The sequence below is a fragment of the Paraflavisolibacter caeni genome, from assembly GCF_025628885.1.
GTDB lineage: Bacteria > Bacteroidota > Bacteroidia > Chitinophagales > Chitinophagaceae > Flavisolibacter > Flavisolibacter caeni.
The window spans coordinates 150196-170177 of record NZ_JAOTIF010000007.1; the positions used below are offsets into that span (position 1 = coordinate 150196).

The following is a 19982-nucleotide window of genomic DNA, read 5'->3' on the forward strand; positions in this document are numbered from 1 at the left end:
GAAAGATAATTATGCAACACGATATAGATTTCGGTGTATCACTATATGGATTCACACAACAATGGTGCGAAAATAAGGACTATGGTTTCGATGATATGTTCAAAGAATTGAACAGATTGGGCATCAAAAAATTTGAAATTGTAGGCAGTCAAATGTTCAACAATTATCCCAATCCAACTGAAGAAGAGATCAACCATTTACTTGCACTATGCAAAAAGTATGATGTAGAACCATTTAGTTATGGAGGAGGTATAGACGCAGGAAAATATTCAGACCACGACATGACGGATCAGGAAATCATCGCGGAAGTAACATTTGAGCTCATGACCGCCTACAAATTGGGCTGCAAATATATACGTGGCTTTGGTATTCCAACGCATTTGGTGAAGGAGGTTGCCCGTTTTGCTGAATTCTACAACATAAAAATAGCTATTGAGGTGCATGCACCCTCTCGTCCCAGTGACCCAAAAGTTCAGGAATTGATTCAACAAATAAAAGAATCTGGGTCTTCGTTTATTGGATTGGTTCCTGATTTCGGATGTTTTGTTGAACGACCAAATCCTTTCGTGCTGCAACGATACATCGGGTTGGGAGCAAATGAAGCAATCCTGAATTTCATTGTGGAAAACAGACACAATGGATATACTGAAGAAAGTATATGGCAAAAAGTACAGGAAATGGGTGGTGGTCAAACTGAAAAATTAGCTATCAGCGAGCTATTTGGTTATTTGAGTTTTGCTCCAGCTGACCTGGAAGGGTTTAAGTCATTGTTACCATGGTGCTTATACTTCCATGGAAAGTTTTATCACATAGATGAAAATGGTGTAGAGACAACGATTCCATATCAGCAGTTACTCAAACTGATTGTGGAGTCTGGTTTTAAGGGTGTGATTATGACGGAATATGAAGGGCATTGCTTTTATTTAAACGACGCACCAGAGCAAATTAAACGGCATTTACAAATGGAAAGAAATATTTTAAGTCAACTAGAGGTGAAAAGAATTTCAACGGTTTAAACAAATGTGAAATAAAGCTACAGATGGATAAAGAAATATTTTCTTTTCTTGGTCTATAGCATTGTGACCTAGCCACTTTTTAATAATAGAATGTTTAGTTTATAAGCAAATAAATATGTTTCGTAGAATTTTAATAGGCATATTACTTTTTATATCTATTCAGGGCTTTGCACAAAAAGAAGACAGGATGAATCATTTTATAAATGGCTTAATGAGTAAAATGACTCTGGATGAAAAAGTTGGCCAGTTGAATTTGATAGCACCGGGTGGAGAGATTCAAACAGGTGAAGCAGGAAGTAGTAATGTAGAAGCAAAAATCAAAGAAGGCAAAGTAGGAGCATTGTTTGCAGTGACTGGCGTTGAGAGAATCAGGCATTTTCAGGAGATGGCAGTGAAAGAAAGCCGTTCCATTCATTTTACGATCACGGAAGAAGAATTAAAATTCTTTAATAGCAATTTACAATGGATTGCCGAGCACGGAGATTTTAAGGTTTTTATCGGTACAGATTCTGAAAATGTGAAGGAAGCCAAATTTTCCTTTTCAATAGCTGCTTAGAAACGTTTGCTAAAAAATAATGAATAGATATGCCTAAACTATTTTTCTATTGTGTCTATTTTGCTTTTGCCATCAGTGCTACAAACGCACAACAAAAAGTTATTCACTTATACAATGACAACGCTCCCGGTTCGGAAACCTGGACCTGGCAGGAGCAGGAAAACACTAAGAACCCATTCAACGCAAGAGTGATTTACAATGTGACACAACCCACACTCACTGCTTATCTACCGCCTGCTGCAATGGCCAATGGAACGGCTGTTATCGTTGCCCCGGGCGGTGGTTGGCATACACTGTCCATCGAACCCGAAGGCATTGATGTAGCAAAGTGGCTGAACACAAAAGGCGTAGCTGCTTTTGTGCTTAAATACCGCTTGGTGCACATGGATACCGATGATCCTATTGGCACTGTAATGGAAAAGATGAAGGACCGAAAGAAATTTGATGAATCGAAAGACAGTATGGTGAAAATGTCCATTGCCGATGGGTTAAAAGCAATTGAATATGTACGCACCCATGCTGCTGAATACAACATCAATCCAAAGCGTGTCGGTATTATGGGTTTTTCTGCCGGTGGCACCCTCACCATAGGCACTGTCTTTACTGCTACTGTTGCCGCTACCCGGCCTGATTTTGCTGCACCGATTTATCCCAACATGAGTTACCTAAAGAACCATACTATCCCAACTGATGCGCCACCGCTATTTATTTGTGCTGCATCAGACGATCAGGTGGGCCTTGCATCTCACAGCAGCAATTTGTATAATGAATGGATCAGTGCAAATAAAGTGGCAGAATTGCACATGTATGAGAAAGGTGGTCATGGTTTTGGCATACGTAAATTGGATATTCCCACCGATACATGGATTGAACGCTTTGGCGACTGGCTGGATTTACATGGATGGTTATGGCCGGAAAATCCAACAGGATTTATGGCGCAGCTTTCCCAAAAGCAAGTAAAGCAAATGCGAAAAGATGAGGAAGAGCGATTGCGCACTGATTGGGCTTACCTGAAGCGCTATGAAGAAGAAAACAAAATGTTGTCACCTTCTAAGCCCGGTGAAAATCGAGTGGTATTTATTGGCAGTTCAAGGGTGGAGAACTGGCGCAAGTATGACAGCGCCTTTTTCATTGCCAATCACTATATCAATCGTGGTGTCAGCGGACAGACCTCTTCCCAAATGCTGCTTCGTTTCCGGCAGGATGTAATTGATCTAAAGCCATCTGCCGTAGTATTCCTTGGTGGTTCCAATGATATTGCACAAAACACAGGTCCGACAACACTGGATAAGATTGCTGGCAATATTGCATCCATGGCAGAACTGGCAAAAGCAAACGGTATTAAAGTGGTACTATGTTCCGAGCTTCCGGTTTATGATTATCCCTGGCGCCCAGGCCTCGAACCTGCTGAAAAAATCATAGCCTTGAATAAGCTGATAAAAGCCTATGCAGTGAAAGACAATATTACTTACATTGATTTGTATTCTTTGTTGGTAGATAAGCGAAAGGGAATGAAAAAGGAATTGACAACTGATGGCGTGCATCCCAACCTGGCAGGATATAAAATCATGGAGCCATTTGTTCAAAAAGCAATCGAAAAAGCAATACATCAAAACTTCAATAAGATAATATTTTAAATAACTTTTGTAGCAGAAAATTCGAAGTAAACAGTTACTTGTAAACAATTTACTCAAATGAATAAGTTTATTATCCCCTTACTTTTTATATGCAATATTTTATTTGGACAGAATAATTCTATTCCGTACCTGCAAAAAAACGGAAATACAACTCAGCTTATCGTAAATGACAAACCTTTTTTGATATTAGGAGGAGAGGTACATAACTCTTCTACTTCAAGTGCAGATTATATGCGCCCTATCTGGGAGCAATTAAAAAAGAAAAATCTGAATACAGTTCTTGCTCCTGTTTACTGGGAGCTGATAGAGCCTGTGGAAGGAGATTTTGATTTCAGTTTGGTGGACAGTATGATCACCGGTGTACGGCGGCAGCATATGAAACTGGTCATATTATGGTTTGGCACCTGGAAAAACGGTTATTCAACCTATGTGCCAGGCTGGGTAAAACATAATGTTGATAAATACCCGCTAGCTAAAGATAAAAACGGCAAAACATTACAACATTTGTCTGCCTTTGGTGAAGAAACCATGAAAGCTGATGCCCGTGCTTTTAAAGCATTGATGAAACATATCAGGGAGTATGATGAAAAAGAACAAACGGTTATCATGGCGCAAATTGAAAATGAAGTTGGATTGTTTTACACAGCCCGTGATTATACCGGTGACAAGTTGTATAGATCGCAGGTTCCATCCGATTTGATCAGCTATCTGAAGAAAAATAAAATTCAACCAGAAATTGAAAAGGTCTGGAAAGCCAATGGCAGTAAAACAAGCGGCAGTTGGGAAGAGGTGTTTGGGAAAAGTGATACCAGTATTGCAGACTGGATGACCCTGGCCTATCTCACCGACGAATTGTTTACGGTATATCATTATGCCCGGTATATAGAAACGGTTACAGCAGCAGGAAAATCAGCATATCCGATACCGATGTATGTGAATGCATGGATAAAACAACCACGTTTAAGTTATCCCGGAAAGTATCCGAGTGGCGGCCCCATTCCGCACACGTTGGATGTATGGCGGGTTGCAGCGCCTTCCATTGATATGATCGCGCCGGATATTTATATTCCTGATGCAATACCGGTTATTGAAACTTATAGGCGACCCGGTAATCCTGTTTTTGTTCCCGAAATCCGACACGATCGACGTACAGCTTTTGAAGCCATGTATGCTTTTGGCCATCAGGATATTTTAGGGATTTCTCCTTTTGGTATTGAAGATATGACACCGGACGAAGCTCCCATAAGGCCTGCTTATGTTGCTTTATCAAAAGTGAAAGATGCGATATTGAAATACCGCGGTACTGGAAAAATGATTGGATTATTATTAGATAGCCTTAGTCCGTCCTGGCAGTTTGACCTGGGAGGTTATAAAATAAAAGCCGATGTCGGCAGATCAGTAGTAGATTTTTCTTTGATTTTTGCAGGAGTAGCCTCTAAAGAGCCAAAACCTGATTTAGCAGGAGGAATGATCATCAATATTGGGCCAGATGAATTTATTCTTGTTGGTAAAGAATTTCATATTTCTCTTAAACAATCCGTGACAAACCCTGCATTGCCATTGCTGGATGTAGAATTGATCGAAGAAGGTTCTTTCATCAATGGCGAATGGAAGGCAACACGGAGGCTGAATGGCGACGAATCCTTTAGCAGTATGGGTGGTGACGCAGGTTTTGGTTTTAAAAATGATCCAACCATAGCAACAGTTGTTTTCCCGCCTTCTGAAGAATTCAGTGTTTTGCGGTTTAAAATTTTAAAGTACAAATAGATTTCATAACAAGGAAGACAATGGATTTGGATTTTACGTATCAATAAATGATTGATCAATAATTGAAAATCTTTCCTGGAAATAACAACATCCAATTAGTTTATAATCATTGGAAAAGACTGAGCGTTGAAAGCGAAATACGGGAAATGCAGTTCTAAAGAATCTTGGCTAACAATTGTTACGCCCGCTGTTTCTACAAGGGGCTTTCATATGCTGGTGGAGTTTTCTTTCAAACAAACGTCCTGATTTTGCATAGTATTGTCCTGATTTTGTCTAACAAAACACTTTTGTTTCAAGTTATTTTTACAGTAGTGTGTACAAGGTATTCATTTCTGAAACATATTTTACTCCCGTATTCTGTATGAAGTGCATTAGGTGTACACGGGTACATTGTAATGTAAGCACTTAAACAATTCAGATTTTCCATTAACCATTAAAAGCATCCATATGATCAAGGAAAAATCATTGACATCATCCCTTTTGTCACCAACTCCTACCGCTCACAAAGAGCTTTTACAATGGATCAATGAAGTAGCTGCATGGTGTTTACCCGATGCTGTTCATTGGTGTAATGGGAGTAAGCAGGAATACGAAGAGCTCTGTGCACAATTGGTAGAAAAAGGAACTTTTATTCCCCTGAATAAAGAAAAATGGCCCAACAGTTTTGCCTGTTTTTCCGATCCCAGCGATGTGGCCCGGGTTGAAGACAGAACCTTTATTTGCAGTCGAAGAAAGGAAGATGCTGGTCCAACAAATAACTGGATGGAACCTTTAGAAATGAAGCAAATACTCAGTGGTTTGCTCAAAGGAAGTATGAAGGGGAGAACTATGTATGTGATTCCATTTTGTATGGGTCCTTTGGGATCACCTTTATCTAAAATTGGTGTGGAGATCACAGACAGTGAATACGTTGTGGTCAATATGCACATCATGACAAGGGTAGGAGATAAAGTGTTGCAACAGTTGGGTTCTCATGGGGAATTCATTAAATGTCTACACTCTTCTGGTGCGCCGTTAGAAGATGGCCAGAAGAATACCAGCTGGCCCTGTAATCCAACCACTAAATATATTGTTCATTACCCTGAAGAAAGGAGTATTGTTTCCTATGGCAGTGGTTATGGCGGCAATGCATTGTTGGGCAAGAAATGCTTTGCCCTTCGTATTGCTTCGGTTATGGCCAAAGAACAGCATTGGCTGGCAGAACATATGCTGATCCTGGGCGCCGAGAATCCTGAAGGTGAGAAAACCTATGTGGCTGCTGCCTTTCCTTCGGCCTGTGGTAAAACAAACTTTGCTATGCTGATTCCACCCAAGGAGATGGAAGGCTGGAAAGTGACGACAGTAGGTGATGATATTGCCTGGATCAAACCAGGTAAAGATGGGCATCTATATGCTATTAATCCCGAATATGGGTATTTTGGGGTTGCTCCAGGTACTAATGAAAAAACGAATCCCAATGCCATGGCGGCCATGCGAGGCAATAGCATCTTCACCAATGTGGGGGTTACGCCTGATGGTGATATTTGGTGGGAAGGGCTCAATGATGCGCCACCGACAGATATTCTCAACTGGCAAGGGAATAAACATGATTATAACAGTGGTCAACCTGTGGCCCATCCTAATTCAAGGTTTACGGCTCCGGCATCCCAATGTCCCTCTATTGACCCTGAATGGGAAAACCCAGAAGGAGTACGTATTGGTGCCTTTATCTTCGGTGGAAGAAGAGGCAGTACCATCCCCTTAGTGTACCAGGCCTTTAGCTGGAATTTCGGTGTTTACCTGGCATCTACCATGGGATCTGAAACTACAGCAGCAGCCTTTGGGGAGCAGGGAAAAGTAAGAAGAGATCCATTTGCCATGCTGCCGTTTTGTGGTTACCATATGGCAGATTATTTCAATCACTGGCTGCAGATGGGCCGCGGTCTGCCCAATCCACCCCGCATTTTTGGTGTCAACTGGTTCAGAAAAGATAAAGATGGGAATTTTCTCTGGCCAGGCTTTAAAGAGAATATGCGCGTGTTAAGGTGGATTGTTGAAAGAGTGCATGGAACCGCTTCGGCTTTGGAAAGTCCCATTGGTTGGATGCCGCGCTACCGCGATTTAGATTGGAGGGGTTCTGATTATACCAAGGCACAATTCAGGGAAATCATGGCGGTTGACAGGGAAGCCTGGAAGGCAGAGTTAATGAGTCATGAAGAACTTTTTGCCCGCATGTATGATCTATTGCCCAAGGAGTATATTTTCATGAGGGAGTTGTTGCTATCCTCCTTATGGCGTTCACCGGAGCATTGGGGCTTACAACCAGAGCGGGTGTAAAACAGATAGGTTATTGTTTCCGGAATTCTTTGGGTGCACACCCGGCCAGTTTGCTGAAAAAGCGTGAAAAATATGCAGGGTCCTCAAAGTTGAGGCGGTAAGCGATCTCTGAAATACTGTAATCTGTATACAGCAGGTATTTTTTGGCTTCTAAAAACAGAAAGTCGTGCACTACCTGCAATGTCGACTTTCCAACAGTAGCCTGGCATATCCTGTTGAGGTGCACTGGGGTGATGTGCAATTCACGTGCGTATTGTATGATTGTTTTCCGGGGTGTGTAAGATTGCTTCATACTGCGCTGGAAACTCCTGAAATACTGCGCGTTACGATTATCAGTTGTAATTGTTCTTTCTGAATTTTCAATAGAAAGCCGGTAAATGTTACTCAGCATCAGGCTCAAATAACCTTGCAGTACAAGACCTTTCTCGGGCATATCGTCCTTTAATTCTTCGTACAGACCATAGATCAATTGGCGAACCAAATGAAACAGTTTATGGTCTTTCAAGTCGGTCAGCACTTTAGTTGTTCCCAGTTCGATTAAAACATTATGCGAGCTTTTAAATAGCGTTTCAAGAAAAGAAGAAGAGAGTGTGAGGACCATGCCTATTACATCTTTACTAACTTCCAGTCCATGTAATATGTTTTCAGGAATGGTGATGATGGAACCTGAACTAACATGATATCTGCCTTCTTCAAAAGTATAGGAAACCTTACCTGATTCAATGAGAAACATTTGGAACAAATGGGTGTGCAAGTGCGGTTGGATGGTCCAATTGTGTTTTTCGCTCCGGTATTGCATGGTCTCGCAGTGCAAAAAATCAGGCAAAAGAAAATCCTTTTCGCCATAAAGGCCATAACTGAGCGGTTTGTTTTTTGAATATGGCATTGGTCATTGTATTGGTTGTTAAAGTCGGGATATTTCTATGAAATGTTTGTTTTGTCCAAGTAATTGGCCCATATGTACAAAGGTAAAGGAAGATGGCAATGCTATTTTTACAATGAATATTGAAACAGCTCATTCTAATCATGCATTGGAATGAGCAAGTAAAAACCTAACGATAATTTGCCATTTTATGACCACGAAAACCCAGGTTGCTATCATTGGTGCAGGGCCGGCCGGACTGACACTTTCTCTTCTTTTAAACAGATCCGGCATTGATTGTATTGTGCTGGAAAACCGCAGCAGGGCATATGTAGAAGCCAGAGTACGCGCAGGATTGCTCGAACAAAACACTGTTGATCTATACAATGAATTAGGTGTTGCAGACCGCTTAAACAAAGAAGGTTTGCTGCACCATGGTGTTTATTTAAGTTTTAACGGACAGCGAAAACGAATTCCATTCAATGAGCTTACCGGTGGACGTACCATCACCATTTACGGACAACAGGAAGTGGTGAAGGATCTTATAAAGGCAAATATTGAGCGAGGTACTCCTATACAATTTGAAGCAGCTGCAACCTGCATTGAAGGTAGTGATACAAAGCATCCTAAAGTCCATTACCAGCAAGATGGTGAACAGCATATACTGGAATGTGATTTTGTAGCAGGCTGTGACGGTTATCATGGCATTGGGCGAAAAAGCCTTCCTACAAATTCTTACAATGAATTTGTAAAAGAATATCCCTTCAGCTGGCTGGGCATTCTGGCTCATGCAGCACCATCAACCGATGAATTGATCTATGCTTATCATGAGCGTGGATTTGCGCTACATAGTTTGCGCTCTCCGAAAGTGAGTCGCTTGTATTTACAAGTTGATAATGCTGATAAAGTAGAGAACTGGACAGACGACCAGATCTGGGATGAATTGCAAGTGCGGTTATCCAATGGAAATGGTTTCCAGTTAAACCGAGGCGAAATCTTCGAAAAAGCGATTACCCCCATGCGCAGCTTTATGATTGACAATATGCAGTTTGGCAGGTTATTCCTTGCAGGTGATGCTGCACATATTGTACCACCTACAGGAGGCAAAGGATTAAACCTGGCTGTAGCCGATGTGAAGTGGATGGCGGCAGCATTGGAAGACTGGTATCGTACTGGTAAGGAGCAATTGCTTCAATCTTATTCTTCCAATTGTCTCAGAAGAATTTGGAGAGCTCAAGACTTTTCCAATTTCATGACCTACCTCTTTCATAAACAGGCAGCGCAAGGCTCATTTGAATATCATTTACAGAAATCCCGCTTTGATTACATTGGTCAGTCTAATGCGCAGGCCACAACCATTGCGGAAAATTATGTTGGGCTTAAAGAAATATAGACATGCAGTTTATCAACATTAATGGCAAGGCCATTCACTATAAATATCTAAAAGGAAATGGTGAACGGACTTTTCTGTTTGTCAATTCGCTTGGTACTGATTTTCGTATATGGGATAGGGTTGTTGAATTGATCAGGAGTGAAGGCTCTGTTCTTTGTTTTGATAAACCAGGACATGGGCTTTCTGAAGAAGTGGATGGGCCTATTCGCATCAGCGATTATGTACAGTTGATCATTTCCCTATTAGACATGCTACAGATAGAAAAGTGCGTTTATGTTGGCTTATCTATAGGCGGTTTGATCGGACAACATATGGCATTAAAACATTCTGAAAGAATTGAACATTTGATCCTGAGTAACAGTGCTCCTAAAGCAGATGCTGCGGAATACTGGAAAACAAGGATCAATGCCATCAGGCAGGGAGGTATGGCCTCCCTATCTGATAAAATCCTGGAACGTTGGTTGTCTGAAGATTTCAGGAACAATCAGAAAATAGAAACAGCAGGCCTCAAACGTATGTTAGAAAGCTGTTCTACATTGGGATATATCCATGCATGCGAAGCAATAAGGGATGAAGACCTGAGCAATGAGATTCATGCTATAGCTATACCTACGCTTTGTATTGCGGGAAGTGAGGACAACGCAACACCGCAGGAAAGAGTTGAAGCTACTGCAGCAAAGATCCCAAACGCCAAAATGGTGGTCATAAATGGGGTAGGGCATCTGCCCTGTGTGGAAACACCGCAAGAGTTTGTACAAATACTTTTGGATTTTTTGGCTTCTTCCAACGGTTCTCTAAATGAAAGAGGAATGAAAACCCGTCGAGCAGTGCTGGGCAATGCTCATGTGGACAGGGCTGAGGCCCATAAAACCAGCTTTGACCAGGATTTCCAGGAATATATCACTAACAATGCCTGGGGGGCAGTTTGGGCCAGGCCGGGACTCACCAAAAGGGAGAGGAGTTTACTCACGATTGCTTTACTGACTGCCATGCGTTATGAAGATGAACTGGCAATGCACATCAGGGCTACACAAAATACTGGCGCATCAGAAGAGGATGTGAAAGAGGTATTGCTGCATACAGCGGTTTATGCTGGTGTGCCGGCTACAAATGGTGCCATTAAAATCGCCAAAGAAATTTTTAATCAAAAAAATGCTTCTCATGGAAAATAGTCAACTCATTGAAGTGGAACCAATTAATTTCAATGTGCAACCTCCTCACTTGTATTCCGAGTACAAATCAACCATTTTGCGCAGTCCCACAAAACCCCTGATACCTGTTAAAGAGCAGTTGAAAGATTTGAGTCTGCCTGCTTTTGGCGACTCTGCTATAGGAAAATGGGATCACGATTTAACTAAAAATGCCCGTAAAAATGGCGAGCCCATTGGTGAACGCATCAAAGTATCAGGAAAGGTGATGGATGAATACGGCCGACCGCTTCGTAATGTACTGGTTGAAATCTGGCAAGCCAATGCAGCTGGTCGATATATCCACAAAGCTGAAATTCACGATGCTCCTCTGGATCCCAACTTTTTGGGTGCCGGGCGTATGCTTACGGATAGAGAAGGAAGATATAGCTTCTATACAATTAAGCCAGGTGCTTATCCGTGGGGTAATCATTTTAATGCCTGGCGACCTAATCATATTCATTTCTCTGTGATCGGGCATCAAATCGGGCACCGGTTGGTCACACAAATGTATTTCCCGGGAGATCCATTATTTGAATTTGATCCCATTTTCCAATCAGTTCCCAAGCATGCAAGGGAATTATTAATAGCCAAATTCAGGATGGACTGGACTGAGCCTGAATTTGCGCTGGCTTATGAATTCAATATTGTTTTAAACGGTAAATGTCAAACTCCTTTTGAATAATGGAAAAACTAAGACAAACACCTTCGCAAACAGTCGGACCTTTCTTTGCCTACAGTTTAACTGCAGAACAATACGGTTATGATTACAACAGCCTTATCAATGGTTTATTGATCAACCATGATACAGAAGGAGAACGCATTTATATTACTGGTCGTATTTATGATGGTAAGGGCCAAACGATCCCTGACGCTTTGATCGAATTGTGGCAAGCTGATGCAAACGGACAGTATCGCTCTTTGCCTATTCACCAAAAGAATGATGGTTTTACCGGCCTTGGCCGCCTGGGCACAGGAACTGATGTACAGGATCGTTTTTTGTTTACCACGATCAAGCCTGGTTCCATCGGAGATGGTCAGGCTCCTCATATCAATATCATATTGTTTATGAGAGGCTCCCTGCATCGATTGTACACCAGGCTTTATTTTTCGGATGAATCAGCAACTAATAGCCAGGATGAATTGTTCAATACCATTCCAGAAGAAAGAAGAAATACCCTAATAGCACAGCGTAAACAAAATGCCGGAAGAATAGAATATCATTTCGATATCTATATGCAGGGGGAAAAAGAAACAGTTTTTTTGATGTATATAACAAATGATGTCATTTCATGAAACGAGTTCCACAAATTACGGCTGCAGAAGCTGCAGCACTGGTAAAGGTTGGTGATACGGTATTAGGTGGTGGTTTTGGTATGACCGGCAACCCTGTTCATTTGCTTCATGCCCTTGCGGAAACGGGTACAAAGAATTTAACCTTTATTGGAAATAATGTAGGAGAGCCTGGTTTGGGTGGAGGAAGGCTACTGAAAAACGGACAGATCAAGAAAATGATTGGTTCCTTTTTTACGTCTAATCCTGATGCTGTAAAAGCGGCACAAGCTGGAGAAGTAGCATATGAGCTATTACCACAGGGAACATTAGCCGAAGCGATAAGGGCAGGTGGCGCCGGTATAGGTGGATTTTATACGCCCACATCAGCAGGAACACTGATTGCGCAAGGGAGGGAAACCAAAATTATAGATGGAGTAGAGCAGGTTTTTATCAAAGGCATCAGAGCTAATGTAGCCTTCATCAGGGCCTGGCGCGCCGATACGGCAGGCAACCTGACCTACCGGATGACAGAGCAAAACTTTAACCGGGCCATGGCCACAGCGGCAGACCTAGTAGTTGCTGAAGTAGAGGAAATTGTGCCTGTTGGTGAACTGGATCCAAACCACATTCATACGCCAGGTTGTTACGTGGACTACCTGGTGCAGGCCCATGTTTCCCTGGAAAACCTGGGAAGTTCTGCTTCTGTTGGTTCTTCTAAGAAAGTAAGTGAATCCAGGATGAATATGGCCAGGCGTGCCTTTGCAGAACTGAATAAAGGTGATGTCGTCAATCTCGGTATTGGTATTCCTACATTGGTTGCAGATCTCATCAAACCCGAACATGGCATCATTTTGCACACTGAAAACGGCATGCTGGGTGTAGGGCCTTCTCCAATAGATGGGGGTGCAATGGACTATCCCGTTAATGCCGGGAAAATACCTGTTACAGCCCTTCCCGGCAGCTCTTATTTTGATAGTACAGACAGCTTTGCCATGATCCGCGGCGGGCATGTGGATGTAGCCATAATGGGCGGATTGGAAGTAGATGAACAAGGGAATTTAGCCAACTGGGCGGTGCCTGGTAAACCTCTATTGGGCGTGGGGGGTGCCATGGACCTGGCATCAGGAGCCAAGAAGCTGATTGTTACCCTTACTCATGCCGATCCTGATGGAACTTCCAAGATTGTACCCCAATGTACTCTGCCACTAACGGCACATGGAGTCGTTGATCTGGTGATCACCGACCTGGCAGTTTTTGCATACCCGGATGGGCAATTGACTTTAATAGAGCTCATGCCTGGAGCTACCCTGGAAGAAGTAAGGGCTAAAACTGCAGCAAAATTTATTGAACAATTGGAAAAGGATAAAGTTGAAAAAAATGAAACAAGCATATATCGTTGATAGTATCCGTACGCCTATTGGAAATCTGGGAGGAAGTCTTTCTTCAGTACGTACAGACGATTTGGCCACTTTGGTCATCAAAGAATTGGTAGGCCGTATTCCCAATATCCCCACAGAAGTAATTGATGATGTGATTTTAGGATGTCACAACCAGGCAGGAGAGGATAACCGCAATGTGGCCCGTATGGCATTGTTGCTGGCCGGTTTGCCCACCTCTGTACCCGGTGAGACAGTGAACCGTCTTTGTGCATCAGGTATGTCGGCAGTCATGCATGCTGCACATGCTATCAAAGCAGGAGAAGGGGATGTGTTTATAGCGGGGGGGGTAGAAAATATGACCAGGGGGCCATGGGTGATTTCCAAATCATCTAAGCCTTTCGGTACCGATGCTCAAATGTTTGACTCCAGTTTTGGCTGGCGTTTTGTTAATCCCAAAATGCACCAGATGCATGGTACCGATGCTATGGGTGCCACGGCAGAAAACCTGGTGGACATCTATAAGATCAGCCGGGAGGACCAGGATCATTTTGCTTATCATTCCCACGAGCGTGCAGCCAAGGCCAGGGATTCAGGCAGGTTTGCAGAAGAGATCGTGCCTGTTGAAATACAGGTGAAGAAGGGTGAAACCTCTTTATTTAAAGATGATGAATTCATCAAGGATCATACAACCCTAGAGAAACTCGCACAATTGAAACCAGTATTCCGTAAGGAAGGTGGATCGGTAACCGCAGGAAATTCATCGGGGATCAATGATGGAGCTGTTGCTATGTATATTGTATCTGAAGATGCGTTGAAAAAGTACAATCTTACACCCAAGGCAAGGATTGTATCTTCAGCCGTTGTAGGAGTTGAACCCAGGATCATGGGTATTGGTCCTGTAGGTGCTACCCAGAAAGCTTTGAAGAAAGCAGGTCTTACAATTGAAGATATGGACCTGATCGAATTCAATGAAGCCTTTGCGGCACAAACATTAGCTTGTATACGGGAACTTGGTTTGACTGAAGATGATCCGCGCATCAATCCGAATGGGGGAGCCATTGCATTGGGACATCCTCTTGGTATGTCGGGTGCCAGGATTATCCAGACTGCAGCACATGAATTGCATAAACAAAACAAAAGATATGCATTGGCTACCTTGTGTATAGGAGTTGGGCAGGGTTATGCTACGATCATTGAAAGAGTTTAAAATAATACTATAAATATTGTCCAATATCCTAATATCCCATTATCTTAATGTTTATAAATTCTAACATACAATTGTTTATTCATGCAGCACCTGTATGAGGCCATCTTTTATGATCCAAAAGTGAACTTGCTTTTTCGTGATGAAGCCATCATTCAATACATGCTTCAGTTTGAAAGTGCATTGGCCCAGGCTCAAGCTATATGTGGTGTTATACCCGGTGAGGCAGCTCAGGTTATAAGTGAATGTTGCCAAGTTGCAAACATCAACAAAGAACAATTAATAGCTGATGCAGCCCTGGGTGGCAACGTTAATATACCCCTGGTTAAACAATTGACCTCTGTAGTCAATCAGAAAGATGCAGCAGCTGCAAAATATGTTCATTATGGCGCCACCAGCCAGGATGTCATTGATTCGGCGGTGATGCTGCAGTTAAAAGATGCTATTGATCTGATTGCCAAAGGCCTGGACGTTTTGATTGAACAATTGACATTACTGGTAGAAACTCACAGGAATACAGTAATGATAGGCCGTTCTTTTATGCAACAAGCACGTCCAATCACATTTGGTTTCAAAGTGGCTCATTGGTTGGACGGAATTTTGCGATCAAAGGAAAAAGTGGATGATTTATTAAAAGAAAACTTTGTTCTTCAATTGGGAGGAGCAGTTGGTACTTTTCATGGTATGATGGGAAGGGGTTTAATGGTGGCAGAAAAGATGTCTGGACTACTCGGACTCAAGATGCTTTCCATCCCCTGGCATACACAAAGAGACTGTTTGGCAGCAATTGCTACAACGTTAGGTATCCTAAATGGTAGCCTTGGTAAAATAGCCAAAGACATTTCGCTGTTGATGCAAACGGAGATAGCAGAAGTTTTCGAGCCCTCGGGTAAGGGTAAGGGCGGTTCCTCTACTATGCCGCATAAGAGAAATCCGGTAGGTTGTATTGCTATCCTTGCCAATGTTCAACGGGTGCCATCATTAGTAGCCACAATGCTTGGTACGATGGTGCAGGATCATGAAAGAGGTACAGGGACCTGGCATGCTGAATGGGAAACCATCAGTGCCATCGTGCAACTGACGGCAGGTTCATTGCGCAAGGCTACAGAAGTAACGAATGGTTTGGAAGTGGATAAAGAACAGATGCTGCGCAATATTGAAATTACCAAAGGGTTGATCTTTGCTGAAAATATATCACTTGCTTTAGCAGAAAAAATCGGGAAACAGGAAGCGCATGAATTGATAGAAAAATGCTGTCAGGAGGTGCAAAGGAGTGGCATGCATTTGAAAAATATCGTTTTGGAAAATACAGTTATGAGGCAATATTTAACCAGTAGTGAGATTGAGGGGCTTTTTGATCCGGTTAGGTCAATTGGATTATGTGAGGAGTGGATTAAACGGGTTTTAAACATATAGGAATCCCGTCAGGATTCAAACTTGAGCGAGGAAATGCTTATCCAGCAAGGATTTTCAATGATCAATAATTTTCAGTTCACCGGGTAGTTCACCCGATCACCAGCAACATAAAAATTACTGATGGTTGGTAAAGTTACCGCGCACCTGGTTTGGGACCAGCCCCCGCCTTTTGGTCATATGACCAATAAAGATTAATCTCTCACCCACAAAAAGATACGCAATGGTAGTTATATAGCGATAGCAGTTGCCTTTGGAAGCCGCTACTAGTAAGCATCCGGTTACATTTAGGGCAGGTTAGAAACCCTCTTTGTAGTAAAAAAAATGTTAATGGTTTAGTGTTAAGTGTATGATTCATGTCAATTATTTGCTTCAGTTTTGAGGTTCCTGTGCAAAGAAAATGATATATCAGAACTAATGCATCATCAAAAAAATCTTCATGCCTGATGCTGCGCCGATGTGCTACTCTGCCGTATTTTGACATTAATTGTCAATACGACACATATAAAAATATTTTAAATGCAGTGTCGATAATTCGGGCAATTGCATGCCTGGCCTGATTATCATTGAGTACTTAAAGTTTTCTTAAAGTGAGGCATTGCTTCGCAAATTGACAGTTATATTTCGCAAACAGACTGGGCTGTAAGTGGCAGTGTATCTACCTTTAGTTCCGTTTTCTGCAAAAAAAATATAATACCCTATGGTAGTACTTCTAAAACGATGCTCGCTAGCATTCTTCTTCATGTTCTTTCTTGCCTTCGTGGCAATGGCGCAAAAGCGCACAATTAAAGGAAAAGTGATAGACCAAAACAGTGCCTTCTTAAAGGGGGTAAGTGTAATGGTCAAAGGTTCCAAACAAGGAACGGTTACCGACGATGCCGGTCAATTTTCCATCGGGGTTGAAAATGCCAATACCGTTTTGGTTTTCTCCTTCTCTGGATTTGCTACCAGCGAAGTTCAGGTTGGATCGGGCAAGACTACAATAAATGTAACATTGACCCAGGAAGATAAAACTTTGCAAGATGTAGTGGTAGTGGGTTACGGTAAACAAAAGAAAATCAATATGACAGGCGCTATCGAAACGATTAGCAGCAAAGCATTGGAAAATCGTCCTGTGACCAGTGCCAGTGCCCTATTGCAAGGTACGTCTCCAAGTTTGGTTTTCAGTACACCGGGTGGTGGTAACACGCCTGGCTCAAGACCTACTATTCAAATCAGGGGACAAGCAATGTTAAGTGGTGCTACTGAACCATTGGTTGTAATTGATGGTATTCCTGGATCTATGACGGACTTCAACGCATTGAACCCCAATGATATCGAAAGCGTATCGGTATTGAAAGATGCCGCAGCATCTGCTGTATATGGAGCCCGCGCACCTTACGGTGTTCTTGTGGTTTCTACAAAAATGGCTAAGAAAAACGAAAAGCCCCAATTTACGTATAATGCCAACTTTGCAAATGTTACTCCTGTAAGAGTGCCTCACACTGTTGATGCATACACTTACGCGCTTTGCATGAATCAGGGGCAAATGAATGTTGCTGGAGGGAATGCAAATGCGGTAAGTTATACACCGGGTATTTTGGATACAATTCAGGACAACATAAATAATCCCGGAAAATATACCTACGCTCAACTGAATCCTTTCACCTATACCAACGGTGTTCCTACCGGCTATGGTGTTGCTATGAACAACAACGATATGATGGATATATGGTTGCGGTCTTCTTTGCGCCAGCAGCATGATTTCTCGGTAAGAGGTGGAAGTGATAAAACTACTTACTTCCTTTCCGCAGCGTTTGTGAATCAACCGGGTGTTTTGAATTATATAGAAGATATAGACAATTATAAACGATATAATCTCAACGCAGGATTGGTGTCACAGGTAAATGACTGGCTTAAATTGACATACCGTACCCGTTATTCGCTTGCTCAGGCAACAGCCCCGATGGGAGACTTGGGTGGGGGTAGAGACCGGATGTATACATTTATTTTCGGTGCAGCGCCTACTACTCCTCTGATTACCGCGGTGGGAGAGCTGAATCCCTTTATGCTTCAATCAATGAATAATGGTAGCGCTGTGAGTAAATCTCATCGTCTGGATAATATATTAGGAGCTGATATTGATATCATGAAGGGCTGGACAGCGCATATTGACGGTACCTGGCGTTTGGCAGTGGATGACTACCAAGCGCTTCAGAAACCGACAGTTACGAAGCAGCCTAACGGATCGTATGCAGCGAATAGTGGCGCTAATGTATCCGCATTAACGAAACAGGTTGCATTGGATAGATACTGGACGCTTCAGGGATATATGGCGTATGAGTATGCGCTTAAGAAACATACATTCAGAATTCAAGCCGGTGCTTCGGCGGAAGAGGATAATTATAAAAGAATGACTGGTAATAATATTAACCTTTATGTACCAGATTTACCTGCATTCGCTGTTGCATCAGGAGCATCACCTTCACTTAGTGATGGGGTAAGCACCTGGGCTACTGCCGGATTCTTTGGAAGGTTTAATTACAATTATGACAACAGATACTTATTGGAAGTGAATGGACGTTACGATGGTTCCGGTCGCTACTCAGCCGATAAACGTTGGGGCTTTTTCCCTTCAGCATCTGCCGGTTGGAATATGAGTAATGAAAAATTCTGGGAAAGCATAGCACCGATCGTTAATCGTGCGAAACTAAGAGCTTCTTATGGTACCGTGGGTAATCAGGGTAACGCAGCAGGTTATGTACATATACCTACCATGACAACAGGCAATAAGTCTTCATGGCTGTTCAATGGAGCAGCTCTTCCTTATGTGAATATGCCGGGCATATTGAACATGGATCTTACCTGGGAAAAATTAACCACGGCTGACCTTGGCCTGGAATTGGGCTTCCTGAACAACCGCCTGACTACAGAGTTTGATTATTTTAATAGAACAACATGGGATATGATCGGACCGGCTACTCCTGTACCAACGGTGTTAGGTGCATCTGCTCCGGCTGTAAACAATGCTGAAATGGTGACCAAAGGTTGGGAAGGGCAAGTAAAATGGGCTGACAACATCAACAAAAGATGGAACTATAGTGTAGGATTAGGTATGTCAGATGCGATGTCACATGTAACCAAATACAACAATCCTACTCCTTTGTACACTGACTGGTATGTAGGGAGAGAATTTGGAGAAATTTGGGGATATACTTCTAATCGCTTGCTGGTTCAAAGTGATTTTCCTACTACTGCTATCACCGGACAACAACCAACCATAAATCAAAGTAGGATATCTAACGGTTCAAAATGGTATGCCGGTGATGTGAAGTATGAAGACCTTAATAAAGACGGTCTAATATCTCCGGGTGCTTCAACTGTTGCAGATCACGGCGATCTTAGCAAAATAGGAAACAGTACGCCTCGCTATCGCTTTAGTTTCAATCTGGCTAGCGGTTATAGTTTTCCAAAAGCAGGTCGTGTAGATCTTGCTGTATTCCTGGAAGGTGTTGGCAAACGTGACCTATTTATGGGAAGTACTTATTCTTTTTGGGGCGGGCCTTTAAGTGGCATTACTTCGATCGCACAAGGTATATATAAAGGGGACAAGTCATTGGACTTTTATAGAGATGCCAATAGTGCCCCAAGAGTTCTTTCAGTACTGGGCGAAAATGTAAATTCTTATTTCCCAAGACCTTATACTGGAGCTGAAGGGGTTAAAAACTTCGCGACCAGTACCAGGTATATGGTGAGTGCTGCCTATATGCGTTTGAAAAACGTGATGGCAACCTATACTTTACCAAACGAATGGTTGAACGTAGCAAAAATAAAGACCTGTCGCTTTTATTTCTCGGCAGAAAACATCGCTGTGTTGTCGGCAGAAAACATGCCTAACTACATAGATCCGGAAAATGGTGTGGGTCTTTCGTATCCACAACAGGCAACGTACTCATTCGGTGTGAATCTTGGATTTTAATTGATAAAATAAAATAATT

The 19982-nt window shown here is 42.4% G+C and carries 14 protein-coding genes; 13 read left to right on the forward strand and 1 reads right to left on the reverse strand.

Features of this window, described 5'->3' with window-relative positions; genetic code table 11:
* The first annotated feature begins 11 nt into the window (after positions 1–11).
* The 5 genes from OCK74_RS11635 to OCK74_RS11655 all read left to right on the forward strand — a co-directional run bounded on the left by OCK74_RS11635 (position 12) and on the right by OCK74_RS11655 (position 7292).
* Complete coding sequence (locus OCK74_RS11635; RefSeq protein ID WP_279297211.1) at positions 12–1016, forward strand: sugar phosphate isomerase/epimerase family protein; 1005 nt, start codon at positions 12–14, stop codon at positions 1014–1016.
* Positions 1017–1131: 115 nt separating this feature from the next.
* The gene (locus tag OCK74_RS11640; RefSeq protein WP_279297212.1) at positions 1132–1572 is read left to right on the forward strand and encodes a fibronectin type III-like domain-contianing protein; all 441 of its coding nucleotides are present in this window, start codon (positions 1132–1134) and stop codon (positions 1570–1572) included.
* Positions 1573–1601: 29 nt separating this feature from the next.
* Positions 1602–3209: a GDSL-type esterase/lipase family protein gene (locus tag OCK74_RS11645; RefSeq protein WP_279297213.1), complete on the forward strand. Its 1608-nt coding sequence runs from the start codon at positions 1602–1604 to the stop codon at positions 3207–3209.
* A gap of 57 nt (positions 3210–3266) precedes the next feature.
* On the forward strand, positions 3267–4976 hold the full coding sequence (locus OCK74_RS11650; protein ID WP_279297214.1) for a GH35 family beta-galactosidase: 1710 nt from the start codon (positions 3267–3269) through the stop codon (positions 4974–4976).
* A gap of 447 nt (positions 4977–5423) precedes the next feature.
* Positions 5424–7292, forward strand: a complete 1869-nt coding sequence (locus OCK74_RS11655; protein ID WP_279297215.1) for a phosphoenolpyruvate carboxykinase (GTP) — start codon at positions 5424–5426, stop codon at positions 7290–7292.
* A 10-nt stretch (positions 7293–7302) separates the two neighbouring features.
* Here OCK74_RS11655 and OCK74_RS11660 read toward each other — a convergent pair whose 3' ends face one another.
* Entirely contained in the window at positions 7303–8178 is an 876-nt protein-coding gene (locus OCK74_RS11660) for a helix-turn-helix domain-containing protein (protein WP_279297216.1), read from the reverse strand.
* Between the two features lie 187 nt (positions 8179–8365).
* On the opposite strand from OCK74_RS11660, the gene OCK74_RS11665 reads away from it, so the two are divergent.
* The 8 genes from OCK74_RS11665 to OCK74_RS11700 all read left to right on the forward strand — a co-directional run bounded on the left by OCK74_RS11665 (position 8366) and on the right by OCK74_RS11700 (position 19963).
* Positions 8366–9547 carry a 4-hydroxybenzoate 3-monooxygenase gene (locus tag OCK74_RS11665; RefSeq protein ID WP_279297217.1) on the forward strand — a complete coding sequence of 394 codons (1182 nt, stop codon included), beginning with the start codon at positions 8366–8368 and terminating at the stop codon, positions 9545–9547.
* Positions 9548–9549: 2 nt separating this feature from the next.
* Positions 9550–10719, forward strand: a complete 1170-nt coding sequence (gene pcaDC / locus OCK74_RS11670; protein ID WP_279297218.1) for a bifunctional 3-oxoadipate enol-lactonase/4-carboxymuconolactone decarboxylase PcaDC — start codon at positions 9550–9552, stop codon at positions 10717–10719.
* On the forward strand, positions 10709–11419 hold the full coding sequence (gene pcaH / locus OCK74_RS11675) for a protocatechuate 3,4-dioxygenase subunit beta (protein WP_279297219.1): 711 nt from the start codon (positions 10709–10711) through the stop codon (positions 11417–11419). The genes pcaDC and pcaH overlap by 11 nt, the downstream gene beginning before the upstream one ends.
* A complete protein-coding gene (gene pcaG, locus OCK74_RS11680; RefSeq protein ID WP_279297220.1) occupies positions 11419–12030 on the forward strand; it encodes a protocatechuate 3,4-dioxygenase subunit alpha in 612 nt (203 codons plus the stop codon). Before pcaH ends, pcaG begins: the two co-directional genes overlap by 1 nt.
* Positions 12027–13409, forward strand: coding sequence for a 3-oxoacid CoA-transferase (locus OCK74_RS11685; protein WP_279297221.1), 1383 nt, complete (start codon positions 12027–12029; stop codon positions 13407–13409). Before pcaG ends, OCK74_RS11685 begins: the two co-directional genes overlap by 4 nt.
* On the forward strand, positions 13387–14595 hold the full coding sequence (gene pcaF, locus OCK74_RS11690) for a 3-oxoadipyl-CoA thiolase (RefSeq protein ID WP_279297222.1): 1209 nt from the start codon (positions 13387–13389) through the stop codon (positions 14593–14595). The genes OCK74_RS11685 and pcaF overlap by 23 nt, the downstream gene beginning before the upstream one ends.
* 81 nt (positions 14596–14676) lie before the next feature.
* Entirely contained in the window at positions 14677–16008 is a 1332-nt protein-coding gene (gene pcaB / locus OCK74_RS11695; RefSeq protein WP_279297223.1) for a 3-carboxy-cis,cis-muconate cycloisomerase, read from the forward strand.
* Between the two features lie 697 nt (positions 16009–16705).
* On the forward strand, positions 16706–19963 hold the full coding sequence (locus OCK74_RS11700; protein WP_279297224.1) for a SusC/RagA family TonB-linked outer membrane protein: 3258 nt from the start codon (positions 16706–16708) through the stop codon (positions 19961–19963).
* The last annotated feature ends 19 nt before the right edge of the window (positions 19964–19982 follow it).

Excerpts from the sequence above, each read along its gene's own strand:
- OCK74_RS11665 (WP_279297217.1), top strand. The coding sequence starts at position 8,366 with ATGACCACGAAAACCCAGGTTGCTATCATTGGTGCAGGGCCGGCCGGA.
- pcaH (WP_279297219.1), top strand. The coding sequence starts at position 10,709 with ATGGAAAATAGTCAACTCATTGAAGTGGAACCAATTAATTTCAATGTG.
- OCK74_RS11700 (WP_279297224.1), top strand. The coding sequence starts at position 16,706 with ATGGTAGTACTTCTAAAACGATGCTCGCTAGCATTCTTCTTCATGTTC.
- pcaF (WP_279297222.1), top strand. The coding sequence starts at position 13,387 with ATGAAACAAGCATATATCGTTGATAGTATCCGTACGCCTATTGGAAAT.
- OCK74_RS11635 (WP_279297211.1), top strand. The coding sequence starts at position 12 with ATGCAACACGATATAGATTTCGGTGTATCACTATATGGATTCACACAA.
- OCK74_RS11650 (WP_279297214.1), top strand. The coding sequence starts at position 3,267 with ATGAATAAGTTTATTATCCCCTTACTTTTTATATGCAATATTTTATTT.
- OCK74_RS11640 (WP_279297212.1), top strand. The coding sequence starts at position 1,132 with ATGTTTCGTAGAATTTTAATAGGCATATTACTTTTTATATCTATTCAG.
- OCK74_RS11645 (WP_279297213.1), top strand. The coding sequence starts at position 1,602 with ATGCCTAAACTATTTTTCTATTGTGTCTATTTTGCTTTTGCCATCAGT.
- OCK74_RS11655 (WP_279297215.1), top strand. The coding sequence starts at position 5,424 with ATGATCAAGGAAAAATCATTGACATCATCCCTTTTGTCACCAACTCCT.
- OCK74_RS11685 (WP_279297221.1), top strand. The coding sequence starts at position 12,027 with ATGAAACGAGTTCCACAAATTACGGCTGCAGAAGCTGCAGCACTGGTA.
- OCK74_RS11660 (WP_279297216.1), bottom strand. The coding sequence starts at position 8,178 with ATGCCATATTCAAAAAACAAACCGCTCAGTTATGGCCTTTATGGCGAA.
- pcaG (WP_279297220.1), top strand. The coding sequence starts at position 11,419 with ATGGAAAAACTAAGACAAACACCTTCGCAAACAGTCGGACCTTTCTTT.
- pcaB (WP_279297223.1), top strand. The coding sequence starts at position 14,677 with ATGCAGCACCTGTATGAGGCCATCTTTTATGATCCAAAAGTGAACTTG.
- pcaDC (WP_279297218.1), top strand. The coding sequence starts at position 9,550 with ATGCAGTTTATCAACATTAATGGCAAGGCCATTCACTATAAATATCTA.